At 65.0% G+C, this 18,550-nt stretch carries 18 protein-coding genes; 7 read left to right on the top strand and 11 right to left on the bottom strand.

Features of this window, described 5'->3' with window-relative positions:
- The first annotated feature begins 15 nt into the window (after positions 1-15).
- Genes SAC06_RS05695 through SAC06_RS05685 form a run of 3 tightly spaced genes read left to right on the top strand, consistent with a single transcriptional unit; the run spans position 16 to position 4,842 of the window.
- A complete protein-coding gene (locus SAC06_RS05695; RefSeq protein WP_350257350.1) occupies positions 16-2,670 on the top strand; it encodes a DEAD/DEAH box helicase in 2,655 nt (884 codons plus the stop codon).
- The gene (gene lnt, locus SAC06_RS05690; RefSeq protein ID WP_350257349.1) at positions 2,655-4,148 is read left to right on the top strand and encodes an apolipoprotein N-acyltransferase; all 1,494 of its coding nucleotides are present in this window, start codon (positions 2,655-2,657) and stop codon (positions 4,146-4,148) included. The genes SAC06_RS05695 and lnt overlap by 16 nt, the downstream gene beginning before the upstream one ends.
- Entirely contained in the window at positions 4,141-4,842 is a 702-nt protein-coding gene (locus SAC06_RS05685; RefSeq protein ID WP_350257348.1) for a polyprenol monophosphomannose synthase, read from the top strand. Before lnt ends, SAC06_RS05685 begins: the two co-directional genes overlap by 8 nt.
- Here the strand turns inward: SAC06_RS05685 and SAC06_RS05680 are convergent.
- The 8 genes from SAC06_RS05680 to SAC06_RS05645 all read right to left on the bottom strand — a co-directional run bounded on the left by SAC06_RS05680 (position 4,827) and on the right by SAC06_RS05645 (position 9,446).
- On the bottom strand, positions 4,827-5,192 hold the full coding sequence (locus tag SAC06_RS05680) for an RNA polymerase-binding protein RbpA (protein ID WP_350257347.1): 366 nt from the start codon (positions 5,190-5,192) through the stop codon (positions 4,827-4,829). The two genes, SAC06_RS05685 and SAC06_RS05680, sit on opposite strands and share 16 nt — an antisense overlap.
- Positions 5,193-5,367: 175 nt before the next feature.
- Positions 5,368-5,676 carry an acylphosphatase gene (locus SAC06_RS05675; protein WP_350257346.1) on the bottom strand — a complete coding sequence of 103 codons (309 nt, stop codon included), beginning with the start codon at positions 5,674-5,676 and terminating at the stop codon, positions 5,368-5,370.
- Positions 5,673-6,188, bottom strand: coding sequence for a MerR family transcriptional regulator (locus tag SAC06_RS05670; protein ID WP_412766234.1), 516 nt, complete (start codon positions 6,186-6,188; stop codon positions 5,673-5,675). Before SAC06_RS05670 ends, SAC06_RS05675 begins: the two co-directional genes overlap by 4 nt.
- A gap of 184 nt (positions 6,189-6,372) precedes the next feature.
- Positions 6,373-7,128, bottom strand: coding sequence for a MerR family transcriptional regulator (locus SAC06_RS05665; RefSeq protein ID WP_350257344.1), 756 nt, complete (start codon positions 7,126-7,128; stop codon positions 6,373-6,375).
- On the bottom strand, positions 7,118-7,546 hold the full coding sequence (locus SAC06_RS05660; protein ID WP_350257343.1) for an FHA domain-containing protein: 429 nt from the start codon (positions 7,544-7,546) through the stop codon (positions 7,118-7,120). The genes SAC06_RS05665 and SAC06_RS05660 overlap by 11 nt, the downstream gene beginning before the upstream one ends.
- A gap of 52 nt (positions 7,547-7,598) precedes the next feature.
- Positions 7,599-8,315 (bottom strand): DUF881 domain-containing protein, encoded by a 717-nt coding sequence (locus SAC06_RS05655; RefSeq protein WP_350257342.1) that lies wholly within the window; start codon positions 8,313-8,315, stop codon positions 7,599-7,601.
- Position 8,316: 1 nt separating this feature from the next.
- Positions 8,317-8,649: a small basic family protein gene (locus SAC06_RS05650; RefSeq protein ID WP_350257341.1), complete on the bottom strand. Its 333-nt coding sequence runs from the start codon at positions 8,647-8,649 to the stop codon at positions 8,317-8,319.
- A gap of 8 nt (positions 8,650-8,657) precedes the next feature.
- A complete protein-coding gene (locus SAC06_RS05645) occupies positions 8,658-9,446 on the bottom strand; it encodes a DUF881 domain-containing protein (RefSeq protein WP_350257340.1) in 789 nt (262 codons plus the stop codon).
- Between the two features lie 68 nt (positions 9,447-9,514).
- On the opposite strand from SAC06_RS05645, the gene SAC06_RS05640 reads away from it, so the two are divergent.
- Positions 9,515-11,080: a UDP-N-acetylmuramoyl-L-alanyl-D-glutamate--2,6-diaminopimelate ligase gene (locus SAC06_RS05640; protein ID WP_350257339.1), complete on the top strand. Its 1,566-nt coding sequence runs from the start codon at positions 9,515-9,517 to the stop codon at positions 11,078-11,080.
- 40 nt (positions 11,081-11,120) lie between these two features.
- Positions 11,121-12,536: a ribosome biogenesis GTPase Der gene (gene der, locus SAC06_RS05635; RefSeq protein WP_350259158.1), complete on the top strand. Its 1,416-nt coding sequence runs from the start codon at positions 11,121-11,123 to the stop codon at positions 12,534-12,536.
- Here the strand turns inward: der and SAC06_RS05630 are convergent.
- Positions 12,533-13,981 carry a L,D-transpeptidase family protein gene (locus SAC06_RS05630; protein ID WP_350257338.1) on the bottom strand — a complete coding sequence of 483 codons (1,449 nt, stop codon included), beginning with the start codon at positions 13,979-13,981 and terminating at the stop codon, positions 12,533-12,535. The genes der and SAC06_RS05630 overlap by 4 nt on opposite strands.
- A gap of 140 nt (positions 13,982-14,121) precedes the next feature.
- Between SAC06_RS05630 and thrC the strand changes: the two genes are divergently transcribed.
- Both thrC and thrB read left to right on the top strand, forming a co-directional pair.
- Positions 14,122-15,186 (top strand): threonine synthase, encoded by a 1,065-nt coding sequence (gene thrC / locus SAC06_RS05625; RefSeq protein WP_350257337.1) that lies wholly within the window; start codon positions 14,122-14,124, stop codon positions 15,184-15,186.
- On the top strand, positions 15,174-16,109 hold the full coding sequence (thrB, locus tag SAC06_RS05620; RefSeq protein ID WP_350257336.1) for a homoserine kinase: 936 nt from the start codon (positions 15,174-15,176) through the stop codon (positions 16,107-16,109). The genes thrC and thrB overlap by 13 nt, the downstream gene beginning before the upstream one ends.
- Before the next feature lie 22 nt (positions 16,110-16,131).
- On the opposite strand, the gene SAC06_RS05615 is transcribed toward thrB, so the two are convergent.
- Together SAC06_RS05615 and SAC06_RS05610 are read right to left on the bottom strand one after the other, a co-directional pair.
- Complete coding sequence (locus SAC06_RS05615; protein WP_350257335.1) at positions 16,132-17,187, bottom strand: aspartate-semialdehyde dehydrogenase; 1,056 nt, start codon at positions 17,185-17,187, stop codon at positions 16,132-16,134.
- A 27-nt stretch (positions 17,188-17,214) separates the two neighbouring features.
- Positions 17,215-18,486: an aspartate kinase gene (locus tag SAC06_RS05610; protein WP_350257334.1), complete on the bottom strand. Its 1,272-nt coding sequence runs from the start codon at positions 18,484-18,486 to the stop codon at positions 17,215-17,217.
- Positions 18,487-18,550 lie beyond the last annotated feature (64 nt).

The following is an 18,550-nucleotide window of genomic DNA, read 5'->3' as shown; positions in this document are numbered from 1 at the left end:
AGGCAAGGAGAACAAGTGGCCGCGGACGAACCCTCAGCAGCTGAGAGAATGAGGCTGTTTCACCAGCAAATGCGTGTGGACGCGGCCGGGGTCGACGACTACCTCGCCGAACTGCCATTTTCAGCCGATCCCTTTCAACGGACGGCCCTGACCCACCTGGCGCTGGGCCGGTCGGTACTAGTCTCAGCCCCGACGGGGGCGGGAAAGACTATCGTTGGGGAAGGCGCCGTCTACCTGGCGCTTCGGGAGGGGACCCGGGCTTTCTACACCACGCCGATCAAGGCTCTCTCAAACCAGAAGTTTCGGGAGTTTTCCGCCCGGTTCGGGGCCGACCGGGTGGGACTGCTGACCGGAGATACCTCGATTAACCCGGGGGCCGAGGTGGTGGTGATGACCACCGAGGTGCTGCGGAACATGATCTACGCCGGTGCGGATCTGTCCGAGCTGGGGGTGGTCATCCTGGACGAGATTCACTATCTGGCCGATCGGGTTCGCGGTCCGGTCTGGGAGGAAGTCCTGATTCAGCTGCCCGAGGAGATCCTGATCGTGGCCCTGTCGGCCACCGTCTCTAACATCGAAGAGTTTGGGCGCTGGATCCGGGAGATTCGCTCCAGCTGCGAGGTGGTGGTCTCCTCTGATCGGCCGGTACCGCTCTACCAGCACATGATGGTCAAGCATCGGATCTACGATCTGTTTACCACCGGGCACACGCTGAACCCAATCTTGGCGGACGTGGTTGCAGAGGGCAGGCGTCCCGGCCGACGTCCGATCCCGGCTCGGATCAACCGGCCCCGGATCGTCGAACTGCTCGAACGAAAGTCCCTCCTGCCCGCGATCGTGTTTATTTTTTCTCGGGCCGGATGCGACGAGGCGGTGGATCAGCTGCTGGCGGCGGGCGTCTCCCTGACGACCACCTCGGAGCAACGCCTGATCCGGGAGGAGGTGGAACAGGTCCTGCTCGCCGTCCCGATTGCCGACCACGGGGTGCTCGGGCTGTCCCGCTGGCAGGTGGCGCTGGAAAGCGGAATTGCCGCCCACCACGCCGGGATGCTTCCGCTGCTCAAAGAAGCGGTGGAGCGCCTGTTCGCCCGGGGGCTGATCAAAGTGGTGTTTGCCACCGAGACCCTGGCGCTCGGAATCAACATGCCGGCGCGGACGGTGGTGTTGGAAGCGTTGGAGAAGTGGAATGGCTCCGAGCATGTTCGGTTGACGCCGGGGGAGTACACCCAGCTGACCGGGCGGGCCGGTCGGCGCGGGATCGACGTGGAGGGGCACGCGGTTGTGCTCCAGCGCGGGGTGGTTCAACCAGAGGAGTTAGCCCAATTGGCTTCGCGCCAGGCCTATCCGCTCAAGTCGGCCTTCTATGCCGGCTACAACATGGTGGTGAACCTGCTGGCCCACGCCTCGGTGGGAGAGGTGCGGGAGGTGCTGGAAAGCAGCTTCGCACAGTTCCAAGCCGACGACGCGGTGGTGGGACTGGCGTCCAAGCTGCGCCGCACCCAGAGCCGCCTGGCCGAAGTGAGCGCAGAACTGCACTGCTCGCAAGGCGACGCCGGCGAATACTTTGGGCTCCGGGAGGACCTCTCACAGCTCCAGAAGCGCCTGCAGCGGGCCAACCGGGAGGGGAACCGAACTCTGGTCGCCCACCAGCTGAGCCGACTGCGCTCCGGGGAAGTGGTCTCCTATCGCCTTCGACGCCAGCCGCAGGTGGCCGTGGTGGTGGGTCCGGCCGGGGGCGACTGGGGTCCTCCGGCTGTCCGGGCAATCGGAACCAACGGCAAAATGTTCCTGCTGTCGGCCTCGGATTTGACCGAGCCTCCCACTCGGGTTGGCCAAATCAGGCTGCCCCGCTCCGGGGTGCGCCGAAGCCGGGACCGAGCCCAGGTGGCCGGTCAGCTGCGCGACTTCTCCGTTGCCCCGCCTCGGCGCCAGTCACGGGAGACTCCCGCGGAGGTGCGCCGCCTCCAGCAGGAGGAACGCGAGCTGGAGGCGCGGATTCGTCAGCATCCGGTTCACTCGTGCCCAGATCGGGAGCAGCACGCTCACCTCGGCCACGAATGGGCCCGGATCCGACGCGAACGCGACAAGATAGCGCGCCAAATCAACGCGCGCACCTCCTCGATCGCCCTGGAGTTTGATCGGGTCCTCTCAGTTTTGACGGAGCTTGGCTACGTTCGGGATGGGTGCGTCACCGAGCGCGGGGAACAGCTGCGCCAGGTGTTTGGTGAACGCGACCTACTGGTGACCGAATGCCTGCAGGAGGGGATCTTCGACGGGCTCTCCACCGAGGAGCTGGCAGCGCTCTGCTCGGCCCTCGTCTACGAACCGCGGGGGGAGGCGGGGGAGGCGGGCTACCTGCCGACCCGGGCGCTGCAGCAGGCCTTCGGGCGGATGGGACGGGTATTTGCCCGCATCCACCGGGAGGAACAGCGGGCGCGGCTGGAGCGAACTAAAGAACCAAGTCCGGGCCTGGTGGCGGTCACCTACGAGTGGGCCCGGGGCGCCAGCCTCTCCACCGTGATGCTGGAGGCCGACCTGCCGGCCGGGGACTTTGTTCGGTGGATGCGGCAAACTATTGATCTGCTGGAGCAGCTCCGCCACTTGGATGAGCGGGCCGAAGCGGCGGTCAAAGTCCTGCGGCGCGGGGTGGTGCAGTGGACGCAAGGATGATCCTCCTGGTGGTCCTGTCGGGATTGGCCATGTGGGGGGCCTTTCCCGATCAGGGCTGGTGGCCGCTGATGTTCGTCTCGCTGGCGCTGCTGACCGGGGTGGTTCGGCGAGCGAGCGCGGGATGGGGCGCCGCCTACGGCGCGCTCTGGGCAATGGTCTTCTTTCTGCCGCACATTTCCTGGATGAACATTGCCACCAACCAGACCTACCTGGCGTGGATTCTGCTGGCGCTGGCCCAAGCCTTCTTTCTGGCGCTCTGGGGGCTTAGCTTTGCCGCCGTGAGCCGGTGGCCCGCGGCTCAGACCTGGTGGGGCGAGGCGTTGGCGGCGGCCATTTTGTGGGTGGGATTCGAACAGATTCGGGCCCGGGTTCCCCTCGGGGGGTTTCCGTGGGCAAAGCTGCCCTACGGGCTGGTCGATTCGCCGCTGGTTCACCTGGCTCCCTGGGGTGGGGAGGTGCTGGTGAGCGCCGCGGCGGTGGTGGTCGCGGTCTGGGCGCGCCGCGCCGTCACCGGGCAGTGGTGGTTGGCCGTTCCGGCGCTAGCCCTCTTCGGCGCCCCGGCGCTGGTTCCGCTTGAGACCGCTCCGCAAAATGGCACGGTGAATGTGCTGGCGGTGCAGGGAAACGTCGCCATCCCGATGGAGGAAACCTACGCCGTGGCCGGCCAGGTGACGCAAAACCACGTGGATGAAACGCTGCGGGCACTGGACGCAGGCGCCGACCCGGACCTGGTCATCTGGGGGGAAGACTCGGTCGACCGGGACCCGAATACGACCGAGTTGACGGCCGGCCTGGTGGAGCAGGTGCTGGAACGCGGGCAGGTTCCGCTGGTGGCCGGGTATCAGGAGTATGCCCACGATGAGCGGTACAACTGGTACTCGGTTTGGTATCCGGGGACCGGTCAGGGCCCGGACCGGTACGGGAAACAGCACCCGGTTCCCTGGGGCGAATACGTTCCGTGGCGCAGTCTGTCGGAGTTCCTGGCCACCGAAGCGGCGGCAATCCGAGTGGACATGGCCTCGGTTGATAACCCCGGCCTGCTGCCGGTCACCCTGGCCGATGGGCGGGTGGTGCCCCTGGCGGTCGGTATTTGCTTCGAGGCCGGGGACGAGCCGATTATCGCCGAGGGAGTCCGGCTGGGCGGGGAGGCAATCGTGATTCCGACCAACAACTCGCAGTTCCGGGCCTCGGCCGAGTCGACCCAGCAGCTGCAAATGGCCCGGTTCCGGGCGGCGGAGTTCTCCCGCGCCACGCTGCAGGTGTCCACCAATGGGGTTTCGGCTGTGATCAGTCCGGACGGCCAGGTGGTGGCCGAGACTGACCGGCAAACCGCCGCTCACCTGAGCGCCGAAATTCCGCTTCGAACCAGTCTGACCCCGGCGGCGCGCTGGGAGACCGCCCTGACAGGTGGCGCGATGGGACTGGCTGTCTTGTTGGGAATTGGTGGGCTCGCGTGGGGGTGGCGCCGCCGTGGATAAGCCGCTGATCGTCATCCCGACCTACAACGAGATCGAGTCCCTGCCCCTAGTCCTTGCTCAGTTGAGCGAGGTGGAGGTGCTGGTCGTCGACGACAATTCACCGGATGGAACGGGGGAGTGGGCCCAGCAGTTTGCCGACACTCATCCCTGGTGCCGGGTCCTGCACCGGGAGAGCAAAGGCGGATTGGCTGGAGCCTATCTGGCCGGGTTCAACTACGCCTTGGAGCACGGCTACCGGGTAGTTGGGCAACTAGATGCGGACGGATCTCACGATCCAGCTGAGATTGGTCGGCTCTGGGCGCGGCTGCACCTGCCGGATCAGCCGGCCGGGGTAATTGGGTCGCGCTGGGTGCGCGGCGGCCGGGTGAGAGGGTGGCCGCTCAGTCGCCACCTGCTGTCCCGCCTCGGAAATCGGTATATCCGCCTGGCGCTGCGGATGCCGATCAAAGATGCGACCGCCGGCTTCCGCCTTTATCGCACTAGTGTTCTAGCCGAAGTGCTGGGGGAGTTGCAAATGGCCGGCTACGGGTTTCAGGTGGAGATGACCTACCGGCTCGTCCGGCGGGGCTACCGACTGGCCGAAGTGCCAACCACCTTTAGAGAAAGACGAGCCGGCAGCTCAAAAATGAGTGCCGGCATCGCAATCGAACAGTTAGTTCAGGTCACCAGGTGGGCGGTTCAGCCTCGACGGTAGCTGGTGTCGAGCTGGAGCTCGCCGGAGCGGTAGGCTTCCAGTTGCTCCTGCAGAAGCTGATCCAGTTCTTCCAGGGAGCGGCGCTCCAGGAGCATGTCCCAGTGGGTGCGAACCGGCTTGGCCGGCTTCGTTTCTTCTTCGGCCTCGGTCTCACCGACCAGCTCGGCGATCTGGCCGCAGCGGCATTCCCAGGTCGGCGGCTTTTCTGCATCCGCAGCCAACGTCACGGTGAAAGAGTGCCCACGGGGGCAAACGTAGTTGGCTTCGACCCGGCCGGCGAAGATGACGCCATCTTCGGACTCCAGCGACTTTGAACCGATTTGCATCCCTCGTAGGGCTCGATCTGCCAAGGCATCCTCATTTCTGCAGACTAGGTGCTTCCCGCGGAAGCGGGCATAAGCGATCAACATTTTACCATTGAGAGGCGCTGGGGCCACCCGCTCCGCTCTCAGCGTTACGCCGATAATGTATATTATGTCAGATTGCTGTGGAGACAGGACTTGGGCGGCTCCCCCAACCGGGTGCTCAACTGAGAAGTTCGAAGTCTGACCAGCGTTGGCGCTCAGCCGGCTCAATTTGGATCCGGCCGATCCGGACGCCCTCAACCCCGCCGCGCAACCAGTTCAGGTAGTTGTCGATCTGGTAGCCGAGTCCCTCCAAATGAATGAGGACGCCGTCCCGTCCGAGCCGAGGATGGCTGACCGGCTCGCTTCGCACCCAGCCGCACAGAAGATTTTCGTCGGCGGCGTTTCGACACCGCACCAGAAAGCTCCGGGAGAAATCGTCTCCCGTGAGTTGAACCTCGACCGCGCGCGGCTCGTGCGGGTCGGTCATGACGCGTTGCGCTTTTGCCGGCGCCGCTGCTCCAGCTGGTCGAGCCCGATCACTTCTCCCTGGTCTTCGACCGGGAACTGAGCCAGGGAGCCTTCCACCTCGCGCCAGACGCGGCCAACGGCAATCCCGAACACGCCCTGCCCACCCTCGAGCAGGTCGACAATTTCGTCGGTGGAGGCGCATTCGTAGACCGAAGCGCCGTCGCTCATCAGGGTAATCGAGGCCAGGTCGTCCACTCCCCGATCGGCCAGCTGTCCGACGGCGGTGCGAACCTGTTGGAGCGAGACACCTGCGTCGAGCAGCTTCTTGACCACCCGCAGAACCAGGATGTCGCGGAAAGAATAGAGTCGAGGTGAGCCGGAACCCTTGGCCATCCGGATTGACGGCACTACCAGGCCGGTCCGGGCCCAGTAGTCGAGTTGGCGGTAGGTGATGCCAGCGGCCTGGCACGCAATGGGACCGCGGTAGCCGGCGGCTGCCCCCAGGTTTTCCAACGGGTCCCCAAAGAGCATTCCCTGGCGAGGTTCGCCGGCTGTGGTCTGTGCGTTCACCCTGCACTCCTTCTGTGATGGCCAGTGGCCATGTGTCCGCCGAAGCGGACGTCTGCGCCTATGTGTCCAACCTAGGGTGGTCGTGGGAACGAGTCAACGACTCTCGCGGCGTGCCCTAAAGTTCAAGTTAACGTTTAGACTTCGGTCAGGTATGAGACAACTTTTCCACCGCCACCGCCAGCAATTCCTGGTGGAGGCGACCGAAGAGTTGTGAGAGATCGGCGGCCTGGGCGCGGGACCGTTCCCGCTCCCCCGGCTTGGTCCGATTTTCGCGCGAAGTGATTACCTGGTCAACTATGTCGGCCGATCGTTCGGCTCCCTGCCGCACCGACCGCAGGACCCGGGCCGGGATCCCGGCGTTTTCCAGCATCACGATCAGGTTGACGACCGAGACCGTTCGGGTCAGGAAGTATCCGCCCAGGTCCGGAACGATCAGTCCGAGTTGGGCATATTCTTCCAGCCGCTCGGTGGCCACCCCGGTCAGGTCGGAAAGCTCCCGAGCCGACAGGGTCTCCTGCGAACGCGGAATGACGGTTTTGCCCTCCGAGGCCACCAGGCGGGCAGTTGGAACCGGCTCAATGTCGTGACCGGCATCCAGCGCCCGCAGCTGATCCCCGATTACTTTCAACGGAGCCCAGGAATCGCGCTGCTGAGCCAAAATGAACCGGATTCGCTCTACGTCGGCGCGGGAGTACTTCCGGTAGCCAGACGGAGACCGGTGGGGCTTGATCAGGCCCTTGTCTTCCAAAAACCGAATCTTCGAGACGCTGGTGGCGGGAAATTCGCCCGCGATGATTTCAGTCACCGCCCCGATGGACAACTCGGGATCGTGGCTGAAGCCGCGAGGCCAACTTTGGTCCGGCTCGATTTCTTCTCGCCGAACTGCGTTGCTACTTGCCATGGGGTGACGGCTGGTAGGTCATCCGGTACTTGCCAATCTGGACTTCGTCGCCCTCCTTGAGCACGGCTTGGTCGACCCGCTCCCGGTTGACGTAGGTGCCGTTCAGGGCGCCGGAATCACGGACAATGTGTCCGCCGTTGTCGGCAATGAACTGGCAGTGTTTGCGCGAGACGGTGACGTCATCCAGGAAGATGTCAGCCGAGGGCGAGCGCCCCGCGTTGGTGACGGGTGCGTCCAGCAGGAAACGGGCTCCCGAGTTCGGACCCCGCTGAACGATGAGCAGGGCGGTGCCGGCGGGCAGAGCCTGCACCGCCTCCCGATCGCGCTCCGAGAGCGGAAGAGGCTCAACCAGCGGTTCTTCGGCAGCAGCGCCGAAAAATGCGGTTTGTGTGGGGTCGTTCTTGGGCTCTTGAGCCATCGTCCCTCCTTAGTCAGGTAGCTTCTAGATTATCGCACTCAACCGAGTGTGATTAGTCTTTCTCCACAGTAGCCCACTTCGGGTTCAGCGGTGGAGCGACCGATTTGATCTCGAGTTCCTCGCTCTGCTGAATGGTCACCACCGCGTTGTAGGCGCGCATCTGAGAGGCCGCTCCCCCGCGGATTTCCATTGCCGTGGCCAGGGTTTGGGCATCGCCAATGGCCCGCCAGGTGTAGGGGGCTTCCAGGGTGTGTCCGTCAACAATGATGTGGTCTCCGTCCTGAGAAAACCACGACTGCAAGGTCAGGCGAACGTCATTGATCGAGATTGCTTCCGCCCCGGAGTTGCGTAGCTCCGCCAGGGTGGTGACGAAGACCTGGGCGGTCAGCTGATGCTGCGGGTCGGCCACCCCAATGATGATGCCGGGGCCCTTCACGGGTACCAGCCCGGCGGCAATCTGGGCTTGGCGCTGAAGTTTCTCAGCTGCCTCCTGGGTTGCGGCCAGCTGCGAGGCGGCCGAGTCCAGCTCGCGCAGTTGCTGCTCCAACTGGCGCCGCTCAGCGCGGAGGCCATCTTCCCGCCCTTCCAACTCACTCAGGAGCTGAATCAGCTCGTCCTCGGAGAGGGTTTCCAGCGGGTCGGTCCGCTGGAGTTTGACCTGGGTGGCCAACGCCAGGCCCAGCACCACAAACAGGACCAGCATGATCAGGTGCAGCGGGCGGGGGCGGGCAAAGAAAGTGTGGAAAAAGCCGCGGTTGTGACTGCTCATCTCACGCCTTAAAGATCAGCCGACGGATCGAAGCCGCGTTGGCGAAAATTCGCATCCCCAGGACCACCACGATCGCGGTCATCATCGAGGAACCCACCCCCAGCTGGACCCCGAGGTAGACAAGCAGACAGGCCACCACCACGTTCCAGAACAGCGAGGTGACGAAGACCCGGTCGTTGAAGATTCCCTCAAGGCGGGCCCGTCCCGCGCCAAACAGGGCGTCCATCGCCGCCACCACCGCCACCGGCAGGAATGGTTGCAGTCCGGCCGGGATCACCGGATCAAAGGACAGACCCAGAATAATGCCGACGACCAGGCCGATAACGGCAATCATGTCTGCTCCTACCTCACGAAGTTCAGGCGGGTTAGCTGAGCTGACCCCAGCTCCAGGTCCGAGGCCGCCTGAGCTGACAGTCCAATCCCAGCGCGGTCCACCAGGCTCCGGACGGACCCGCCGGTGACTGCGCTCAACAGCGCGTCCCGGTCCCCCACCGCCTCGATCATATACGGACTGGCGACAGCTTGAAGATCGACCAGGATCGCGCTCCCAGCTGTGCGGATGGTGGTGTTGGACCCCAGGCGCGTGCCGTTGATGGCAATCGCCTCCGCCCCGGCCTCCCACAGCCGATTGACCACCGCTCGCATGTCGGCGTCCCGGACCAGAGATTGGCCGTCACTGAGCTCCACCTGAACCCCGGGGCCGCTGACCGGGCGCAGGGCCGTGGCCAGAGCCACCCCGTCCGCCACCGGGGTGACGGTGCCCTGCTGGCTCGAACGCTCCTGCACCTGATTCTTCAGGTCGTCGATGCCGGCGTCGACCTCGGCGATCCGATCGCGGCGCAGCTCCACCTGGTCTAGGAGGAACTCGTGCGTGGCACTGCGGGCCGAACTTTCCGCGCGCATGGCTCGGATCGCAATTCCGGTCCCGACCCCGAGCGCTAGGACGATGAGAAAAACGAGAAGCGCCCGCCACCACGGCAGTTTCTTCGGTCCGCGCTCGGCCGCGGCGCGATAGCCGGGGTCCAGGGCGGAATCCAAGATTGTTTGCAGCAGCATCATGGATGCTCCCGCCCGGTGCTCCTCAGGTTGGGAGCGGCGCGGTGGGTGCGGTGGCTCAGGCGACCCGGACATTGTTTCTCCTGCCGTAATGGGCGTCACAGCAAGTCTACATTGGGATCGCCGGACGGTAAGCTAAGCCCATGAGTTCAACCGCTTCCCTTCGTCCCCAGATCGAGCCGATTCCCCTGGCTGAGGCCCTGGTGGAACTGTCCCTTTCCGGTCCTATTCCGGGCGGTGACCGCTTGGTCAGCGGAGTTAGTGTCGACTCGAACGATCTGGAAGCCGGCTGGATTTTCGTGGCCGTGGGCGGCGAGACCTTCCACGGAATCAAGTTTGCCCCGGCTGCCGCCGAGCGCGGAGCAGTGGCAATCCTCACTGATGAGCGCGGCGTCAGAGAGGCAGCTGAGTTCAAACTTGAGGTCCCGGTGATCGAGGTGCCGGACCCGCGGCTCGCCGCCGCCCTCGTGGCGCACCGGATTTATGCGTCCACCTTCGCCGACCTGGTCCTGGTCGGGGTGACCGGAACCAACGGCAAGACCACCACTACCTACCTAGTTCGGGGTGCCCTCACCCCCAAGTATCAGCGGGTAGCCCTGATGGGCACCCTGGAGGTGGCCGTCTCCGACACGCCGATCGTTTCCTCGCGCACGACCCACGAAGCGCCGGTGGTTTATCGCGCCCTGGCCGTCGCGGCCCAAAACGGCTATCGCGCGGCCGTGGTCGAGGCGTCCTCCCACGCACTTTCCCTCCACCGGATTGCCGGATTGGAGTTTGACTCGGTCCTGTTCACCAACCTGCAGCACGATCACCTCGACTTCTACGGCACTATGGACTACTACTTCGCCGCCAAAGCTCAGCTGTTCGAGCGCACCCGTGCCCGTCGCGGAGTGGTGGCGGTCGACGACCAGTGGGGGCAATTGCTGGCGCACCGGGCGCAGATTCCAGTCGATACCGTCTCGGCCCTGAGTCCGACTCCCCCCGACCTGATCGGAGATCAGCACCACTGGGCGGTGACCTCGCTGCACAACGATCCGGAGCGTTGGGGCATCTCCTTCCAACTGCGCGACCCCGCCGGGCAGCAGCACGACTGCTTCTGTCCGATTCCGGGAAAGGTGAACGTGCAGAACGCCGCGTTGGCACTGGTGGCCGGCACCCAACTTGGGGTGACCCTGGATGAGGCGCGGGCCGGCCTGGCCGAGACCGCCCCTCCCCCGGGTCGGATGGAGCTGGTGACCACCATTGACCGGCAGCCGCGCGTGCTGGTCGATTACGCCCACACCCCCGAAGCAATGTCCGCCCTGCTGGAGACGCTCCGCCCCCTCGTCGCGGGCGAGCTGATCGTGGTGTTTGGCACCGACGGCGACCGGGATGCGAGCAAGCGGGAGGAACTGGCCGCAATTGCCGCGCGCGGCGCCGACCGGCTGTGGGTCACCGATGAAAATCCGCGCACCGAGGATCCCCAGCAGGTCAGGGACTACCTGATTCGCGGGATCCGGTCGGTCCGCCCGGACTTGGACCGGGTGCTAGAGGTAAAGACTTCAAGGCGGGACGCCATTCGCCGGGCCATTTTGGCGGGCCGTCCCGGTGACCTGGTGGTGATCACCGGCAAGGGAGCTGAGCCCTACCAGGAGATCGACGGCGTCAAACATGCGCACCTAGACTCAGCCGTGGCCTGGGAAGTAACCCGCGAGACCAACCTATTCTGAAGGACGACCTGTGGAAAACGAAGACATCCAAGTTCAAGGCATGCGCCTGGCGCTCGACCAGTACGAACTTGACGAAGAGGACTTGGCGCTCCTAGCCGACGAATCCCTGGAAGCTGAGGAACAGCGCGCCCTCTCCACCCTGCCGGTCCTGGCCGTGATCGGCCGGCCGAACGTGGGCAAGTCCACCCTGGTGAACCGGATTTTGGGTCGGCGCGAAGCCGTGGTCCAGGACGAGCCCGGGGTGACCCGGGACCGGGTGATTCACCAGGCCGAGTGGGCCGGCCGGGACTTCTACCTGATCGACACTGGCGGTTGGGAAGTCGACGTCAAAGGTCTGGCCCGCTCCGTGGCGGAACAGGCCGAGATCGCCATCGATCAGGCCGACGCAATCGTGTTCGTAGTGGACGCCACCGTTGGGCCCACCGCCACCGACGAGCGGGTGGTGGAACTGCTTCGCCGCTCCGGCAAGCCGGTCGTTTTGGCCGCCAACAAGGTCGACTCGGCTGTGCAGGAAGCGGACGCGGCTACCCTCTGGTCGCTGGGACTGGGAGAGCCGTTTGCGATCTCGGCCCTGCACGGCCGGGGTACCGGCGATCTGCTGGATGCCCTGCTGCAGGCCCTCCCCGAGGAGGCGGCCGCCGCCCGGCGGATGGCCAACGATCGGATGCGGCGAGTAGCTCTGGTGGGCCGGCCCAACGTGGGCAAATCGTCGCTGCTAAACGCGCTGGCCGGGGAAGACCGAGCCGTGGTTCACGACCTGGCCGGGACCACTCGGGACCCGGTGGACGAGGTGGTGGAGCTCGACGGACGGCTGTGGAACTTTGTCGACACCGCCGGAATCAAGCGCCGACTGCACCGGACCCGCGGCGCCGACTACTACGCCTCGCTCCGGACCGAAGTGGCAATTGAGCGGGCCGAAGTGGCCCTGGTGCTGCTGGATGCCTCCGTCAGTTTAACCGAGCAGGACGTCCGCGTTATTCAGCAGGTAGTGGAGGCCGGCCGAGCGCTGGTGATCGTCAACAACAAGTGGGACGAAGTGGATGAGGAGCGCCAATGGGAGCTCCGCCGTGAGCAGGAGAAGGACCTGGGCCAGGTCCAGTGGGCCCCGCGAATCAACCTGTCCGCCCTGACCACCTGGCATGTTAACCGGATTCCCCGCGCTCTCGACCAGGCACTGGCCGGGTGGGAGACCCGCGTTTCGACCGGAAAACTGAACTCGTTCCTCGGCCAACTGGTGGCGGCAAACCCGCACCCGGTGCGCGGGGGTAAGCAGCCAAGGATCCTCTTTGCCACGCAGGCTTCGACCAGGCCACCCCGGTTTGTCCTGTTCACCACCGGGTTCCTGGAGCCGACCTACCGCCGGTTTATCGAGCGTCGGCTGCGCGAAGAGTTCGGCTTCGTTGGCACTCCGATTCAGATCTCGGTCCGGGTGCGCGAGAAGCGCGGTCGCCGCTAGTAGTGACTGACGACGGTGGTCCCCACCGGCGCCCAGTCGTAGAACCACTTGGCTTCGTCCACGGGCATGTTTACGCACCCGTGGGAGCCGGCCGGACCGCCGTAGCCGAAGGATGAGCGCCAGTATGCCCCGTGGAGGGCATAGTCCCCGTGGAAGTACATGGCCCAGGGAACGTCCGGGGTCTCGTAGGTCGAGCCGTCCAGGTTTGTCCCCCGCATCGTCTGGGAGGGAACCTTCAGCCAGATTTTGTAGCGGCCGGTCACCGTCTCCATCTGGGGGGCGCCGGGCACCATGTAGACCGGGCCACGGACCGGGGTGGCACCCTCGTAGGCGGTGGTGGTGAAGTTGCTCAGGTTAATGTCGATCCACTTCTCCCCCGGCGCGGCTTGGTAGGCCAGCGACTCAGATCCGGGTGCAATCAGCTGGTCGGTCCACTCGGTGTTCTTCACCTCGTCATAGGTGATTTCCTGAGAGTATTCCGTCCGGGAATTGACCGCCTGCAGGACGCCCTTGGTCAGGGCCTCCACGTTGTTGGCGGTCCACCCGGATTCTCCATCGCTGACCACAGCCACCACGTCGCCGCGCACGTTTACGTTCCGGACCCCGGGTTGGGGCTCGTCGTTCGAAGCCGTCGTCGTGTCGGTCACCCACTTGGTCACCGCCGCCTGGTCCACCTCTACCTTCGGGGCGGGAACGGTGTCGGCTTCGCTCTGACCCTGGTATGGCGCCGGGATCTTCACCCAGGCAGCCTTTTGCTCCGGGGTGGGTGAGTAGATGTTCAGCGTGGTGGTCAGGGCAATCGGCAGGTTCACAATCCGGTTGGCATCGTCCGCCACCTGCTGGGCAGCCTCGGTGGTGATGGTCGGCTCGACCGGGACGGTGGTCAGGGCCACCGTCTGTGTGGTCAGCGTCTTGGCCGCGGTAGCCGCGGCCGCCACGGCCGGCTTGGTATCCACTTCCACCCCGGCCTGGCCGGGGATGACGGTGAACTTGTTCTGCTGCAGCTCCACCTTCGCGTTGGTGGCCGGCTCTCCAGCGGTGGTCAGCAACTCGGCCTGGAAGCCCGACTGCGCCTCGTCGTTGGTGGTCACCACCGGCTCGACGTTGGACTTGGAGAAGAGCGCCTTCAACTGGCCGACGAACGAGGTACGATCGGACAGAGCCTGCTCGACCGTTTTCGGCACGTCGACAAAGTAGCCCAAATCAGCCAGGGGGACGTCGGTCTCCTTCCCGTCGAGGGTCACCTTGACCTGGGTCGCGTCCACCCGCTGCTGGAGCCAACTGGTCGCCTCGGCCTTGGTCATGCCGGTGATCGACTGACCGGCAATCGTCACGTTGGGAGCTGCCCGGTTGGCGAAATACAGTGAGTAGCCAAGCACAGCTGCGCCAAGGACGACGATCGCCGCCACTCCAATGATCCAGAACTTCGCTGATTTATGCCGCATAGTGGCATTGTACTTAATGGCTGTCATTTTTCGGCGATGGGCGTGTCACAGGAGACGGTCCGTTCTGTGGGGAAGAACGCACCCAAACTTCGAGTTGGGTGATAATTGCCCTGACCAGTGTCTTAACTAGAGGAGCCGTAATGGAACCGTCCATCGCCCAGCCGGGGTTGATCAATCGCTACCGCCAGTGGATGCCACTGGGTGAGACAGATCCGGTGATCACGTTGGATGAGGGTTCCACTCCCCTGGTGTTCGCGCCCAAACTCTCCGCCCTGGTGCAGGGTGAGGTCTGGGTCAAAGTCGAAGGTGCCAACCCCACCGGATCGTTCAAGGATCGCGGGATGACGGTGGCGGTGTCGATGGCGGCTGCGGAGGGAGCCCAAGCGGTTGTCTGCGCGTCCACCGGCAACACCTCTGCTTCGGCTGCTGCCTACGCCGCGAAGGCGGGCATGACCCCCGTGGTGCTGCTGCCCGCCGGCAAGATCGCGCAGGGAAAGTTGGCCCAGTCAATCATCTACGGCGCCAAGATCGTCCAGATCCGCGGCAACTTCGACGACTGTTTGACGATCGCCCGGAAGCTAGATGAGGCCTATCCGATAGCTTTAGTAAACTCCGTCAACCCGCACCGGATTGAGGGGCAGAAGACCGCTGCGTTCGAGATCATTGACGCGCTTGGACGGGCCCCCGATCTGCACCTGCTGCCGGTCGGCAACGCCGGCAACATCACTGCCTACTGGCGCGGATACACCCAGTATTTCGAGGCGGGGCTAGCTGGTTCTCGGCCCCAAATGTGGGGGTTCCAGGCCGCGGGCGCCGCTCCCCTGGTGCTCGGTCACCCGGTGTTGGAGCCGGAGACGGTGGCAACGGCGATCCGGATCGGCAACCCGGCTTCGGCCGAGCAGGCGCTGGCGGCTCGGGACGAGTCCGGCGGCCTGATTGCCGCGGTCACCGACGAGGAGATCCTCGCCGCGCAGGCGTACCTGGCCGCAGAAGAGGGCATTTTTGTCGAGCCGGCCTCCGCCTCGGGTGTAGCCGGTTTGCGCAAGCGCGCCGAAGCTGGACAGGTACCCCCGGGTAAACTGATCGTGATCACCGTGACTGGCAACGGCCTGAAGGACATCGACACGGCCCTGACCGGGCGCAGCTTCGAGACGGCGGTGGCCGACGCAGACGTGTATCAGGCGGCACAAGCATGTGGGCTCTAGGACGCCAAGTTACCGTCGAAGTTCCAGCTACCAGCGCCAATCTTGGTCCCGGTTTTGACTCGCTTGGGTTGGCTTTGAACTGGTATGACCGCTCGACCGTGACCGTGATTGAAGATGGGTTTGAGATCGTCGTCCACGGGGAAGGCGCCGATTCGGTTCCCTGCGACCAGTCGCATCTGGTGGTTGCGACCATTTTGGAGGCGCTGGCCGACTGGGGCCTGCAGGTGCCCGGGCTGCGGTTCGAAGCCACCAACACGATTCCGCACGGCCGTGGGCTTGGGTCTTCCTCGGCAGCGCTGGTCGCGGGGCTCCTGATGGCCTGGGGCCTGGCGCACCCGCACGAGGAGGTGGACCGGGTCTGGCTGCTGCGTGAGGCCTTTGCCCGGGAGGGGCACGCCGATAACGTGGCGCCGGCAATCCACGGTGGCTTCGTCATCACCTGGGCCGGGGCGCACAATGACAGTCCGGATGCGGGGCATCGCAGCCGGCCCAGTCAGATCCACTCGGCGGTGTCCGCGGTGGCTCTGGTTCCAGGGGTGGAAGTGCTGACCACGGCCGCCCGCTCCGTGCTGCCCTCCGAAGTGCCGTTCTCCGACGCGGTGGCCAATGCCAGCCGGGCGGCGCTGCTGGTCCACGCCATGAGCCAGGAGCCGTCTTTATTCTTGGAGGCAACTTCGGATCGGCTCCACCAGGTGCATCGGGCGGAGCTGATGCCCAAGAGCATTCAGTTGGTGAAGGAACTTCGTCGGGCCGGTTTTGGCGCCCTGATCTCAGGGGCCGGCCCCACGGTGCTCGTGCTGCTGGACCAGGATCAACTGCCGGGCCTGCGCCGGGCAATAGCGGCGGCGGACCCCAACCGGGAGTTCTCCGCCCACGAACTGCGGCCCGGATATCGGGCCCGGATCATTCACACTTGCGAATAACCCGGGCCCAGTTGGGCTTGGGTTATGCCCGCTCGGCGACGACCAGTTCAGCGATCTGGACGGCGTTCAGAGCGGCGCCCTTGCGCAGGTTGTCGGCGGCCACGAAGAACACGAGTCCCCGGTTCCCGGGCACCGACTGGTCCTGCCGAATCCGGCCCACGAACGTCGGGTCGGCCCCGGCTGCCTGCAGCGGCGTCGGCACCTCTACCACTTCCACTCCGGGGGTGGTTTCCAGGATCGACCGGGCGGTCTCAGCCAGAATTTCGCGGGAGAACTCGGCGTGGACCGCCATCGCGTGGCCGCTGAAGACCGGCACGCGGACGCAGGTGCCCGCCACCGCCAGGTCCGGCAGGTTCAGGATTCGCCGGGACTCGTTTCGCAGCTTCTGCTCCTCGTCGGTTTCTCCGGAGCCGTCCTCAACCAGGTTCCCGGCCAGCGCCACCACGTTGAACGCGATCGGCGCGACGTAGACGTTGGGTTCGGGCAACTGGACGGCATCACCGCGGAAAGTCAGCTCTTCAATTGGACCGTCGGCGACGGCCCGGATCTGCCCGGCCAGCTCGCGCACACCCGCGAGGCCCGAGCCGGACACCGCCTGGTAGGAGGCCACGTGGAGGCGCTCCAGCCCGGCCGCGTTGTCCAGTGCCTTCAGCGCTGGCATGATCGACATGGTGGTGCAGTTCGGGTTTGCAATGATCCCCTTCGGTCGAGCCGAGATCTGGTCTGCGTTCACCTCGGAGACGACCAGCGGCACCTCCGGGTCTTTCCGCCAACCGGAGGAGTTGTCGACCACCACGGCTCCGGCTTCGGCGAACAGCGGCGCGTACTGCTTGGAGGCGGTGGCACCGGCAGAAAAAAGCGCCACGTCAATCCCGCGCAGATCCTCCACCGTCACCTGGGTCAGGTCCTCAACGGTGACCTCGCCAACCGGAGAGGGCAAAGTTCGCCCGGCCGAACGCGGAGAAGCAAAGTAGCGGAACTTAGTGGCGGGGAAAGCACGTTCCTCCAGCAGGGTGCGAATCACGCCCCCCACCTGACCGGTGGCTCCGACGACGGCAACTGTTAGCGCTGCGCTCATTGTTTTCTCCTTCGGTTAGAGTCGGCCCTAGCGGCCGGTTCCAGCGTAGATAATGGCCTCTCCGCCTTCGCGGTCCAGTTCGAAGGCCCGGTGAATCGCCTGGGCCGCGGCCTGCAGGTCAGCCGAGTCAATCACGACCGAGATGCGAACTTCGGAAGCGGAAATCATGTCAATGTTGATGCCCTCGTCCCGGAGTGCCCCGAAGACGCGGGCAGCCACCCCCGGGTTCGAGCGCACGCCGGCGCCCACCACCGAAATGGTGCCAATCGCCTCGTTGAACTGGACGTTCGCGAAGCCCATCGTCCGCTGCAGCTCGGCCAAAACCGGTTGCAGCCGGGCCACCTCGCCCTGGTTGATGGTGAAGGAAATGTCCGTTTTCCCGGTTCCGGTGACGGAGACGTTTTGCACCACCATGTCGACGTTAATGCCGGCCGCGGCAATCGCCTCGAACATTTCGGCCGCAATTCCGGGACGGTCCGGCACGCCCACGGCAGTGATCTTGGCCCGCGACTGGTCGGTAGCCAGTCCGGTGATGACTGATTGTTCCATCTCGGTCCCCTCCTGGTCGGCCACAATGGTGCCGGGAATGGTAGAAAATGAGGAGCGCACGTGCAGTTTGACCCCGTGGCGACGAGCATACTCCACCGCGCGCAGGTGCAAAATCTTGGCGCCGTGAGCCGCCAGCTCCAGCATTTCCTCGTAGGTAATGCTCTGAATCGGGCGGGCGGCCGGGACCACCCGCGGATCCGCCGTGAACACCCCGTCCACATCCGTATAGATCTCGCAGACGCTGGCGTCCAGCGCGTGAGCCAACGCAACCGCCGTCGTGTCGGACCCGCCCCGACCCAGGGTGGTGGTGTCAAAGGAGTCGGGGTGGAACCCTTGGAATCCGGCTACGATGGCGACGTTGCCCCCGGCTAGGGACTGGCTGATCCGTTCGGGCTGAACCTCGGTGATCCGAGCGTCGCCGTACGAGTTGTCAGTTAGTAGTCCGGCCTGCGGTCCGGTGAACGCTTGGGCCCGGTAGCCCAGGTCGCCAATCGCCATCGCCAGGAGGGCCATGGAAATCCGCTCCCCCGAGGATAGGAGGATGTCCAGCTCGCGAGGGGTGGGCGGTTCCTTCGGAGAGACCTGCGCGGCCAGGTCCAGGAGCTCGTCGGTGGTGTCCCCCATTGCGGAGACGACAACTACCACCTGGTTTCCCGCCTGCTGCAGGTAGACCACGCGTCGGGCCACCCGGCGGATACTGGCAGCATCCGCAACCGATGAGCCCCCGAACTTGCATACGACTAGGGCCATGTCATCCTTCGTTTCAACTGCTCTGAGTGTAGATGTCGCCCCGATCAGCGGCCCGCCGGTTCCA

Origin of the sequence: Scrofimicrobium sp. R131, from assembly GCF_040256745.1 — a bacterium.
GTDB lineage: Bacteria > Actinomycetota > Actinomycetes > Actinomycetales > Actinomycetaceae > Scrofimicrobium > Scrofimicrobium appendicitidis.
The sequence above is the reverse complement of the archived record's forward strand: the minus strand, read 5'-3'. Positions and strand labels throughout refer to the sequence as shown.

Bases quoted from the DNA above. Each gene is read 5' to 3' on its own strand.
- thrB (WP_350257336.1), top strand. From the start codon at position 15,174: ATGTGGGCTCTAGGACGCCAAGTTACCGTCGAAGTTCCAGCTACCAGC.
- SAC06_RS05670 (WP_412766234.1), bottom strand. From the start codon at position 6,188: ATGCTCTTTGGGGACCCGTTGGAAAACCTGGGGGCAGCCGCCGGCTAC.
- SAC06_RS05640 (WP_350257339.1), top strand. From the start codon at position 9,515: ATGAGTTCAACCGCTTCCCTTCGTCCCCAGATCGAGCCGATTCCCCTG.
- der (WP_350259158.1), top strand. From the start codon at position 11,121: ATGCGCCTGGCGCTCGACCAGTACGAACTTGACGAAGAGGACTTGGCG.
- SAC06_RS05615 (WP_350257335.1), bottom strand. From the start codon at position 17,187: ATGAGCGCAGCGCTAACAGTTGCCGTCGTCGGAGCCACCGGTCAGGTG.
- SAC06_RS05665 (WP_350257344.1), bottom strand. From the start codon at position 7,128: ATGGCAAGTAGCAACGCAGTTCGGCGAGAAGAAATCGAGCCGGACCAA.
- SAC06_RS05630 (WP_350257338.1), bottom strand. From the start codon at position 13,981: ATGCGGCATAAATCAGCGAAGTTCTGGATCATTGGAGTGGCGGCGATC.
- thrC (WP_350257337.1), top strand. From the start codon at position 14,122: ATGGAACCGTCCATCGCCCAGCCGGGGTTGATCAATCGCTACCGCCAG.
- SAC06_RS05655 (WP_350257342.1), bottom strand. From the start codon at position 8,315: ATGAGCAGTCACAACCGCGGCTTTTTCCACACTTTCTTTGCCCGCCCC.
- SAC06_RS05650 (WP_350257341.1), bottom strand. From the start codon at position 8,649: ATGATTGCCGTTATCGGCCTGGTCGTCGGCATTATTCTGGGTCTGTCC.
- SAC06_RS05645 (WP_350257340.1), bottom strand. From the start codon at position 9,446: ATGTCCGGGTCGCCTGAGCCACCGCACCCACCGCGCCGCTCCCAACCT.
- SAC06_RS05660 (WP_350257343.1), bottom strand. From the start codon at position 7,546: ATGGCTCAAGAGCCCAAGAACGACCCCACACAAACCGCATTTTTCGGC.
- SAC06_RS05675 (WP_350257346.1), bottom strand. From the start codon at position 5,676: ATGACCGACCCGCACGAGCCGCGCGCGGTCGAGGTTCAACTCACGGGA.
- SAC06_RS05610 (WP_350257334.1), bottom strand. From the start codon at position 18,486: ATGGCCCTAGTCGTATGCAAGTTCGGGGGCTCATCGGTTGCGGATGCT.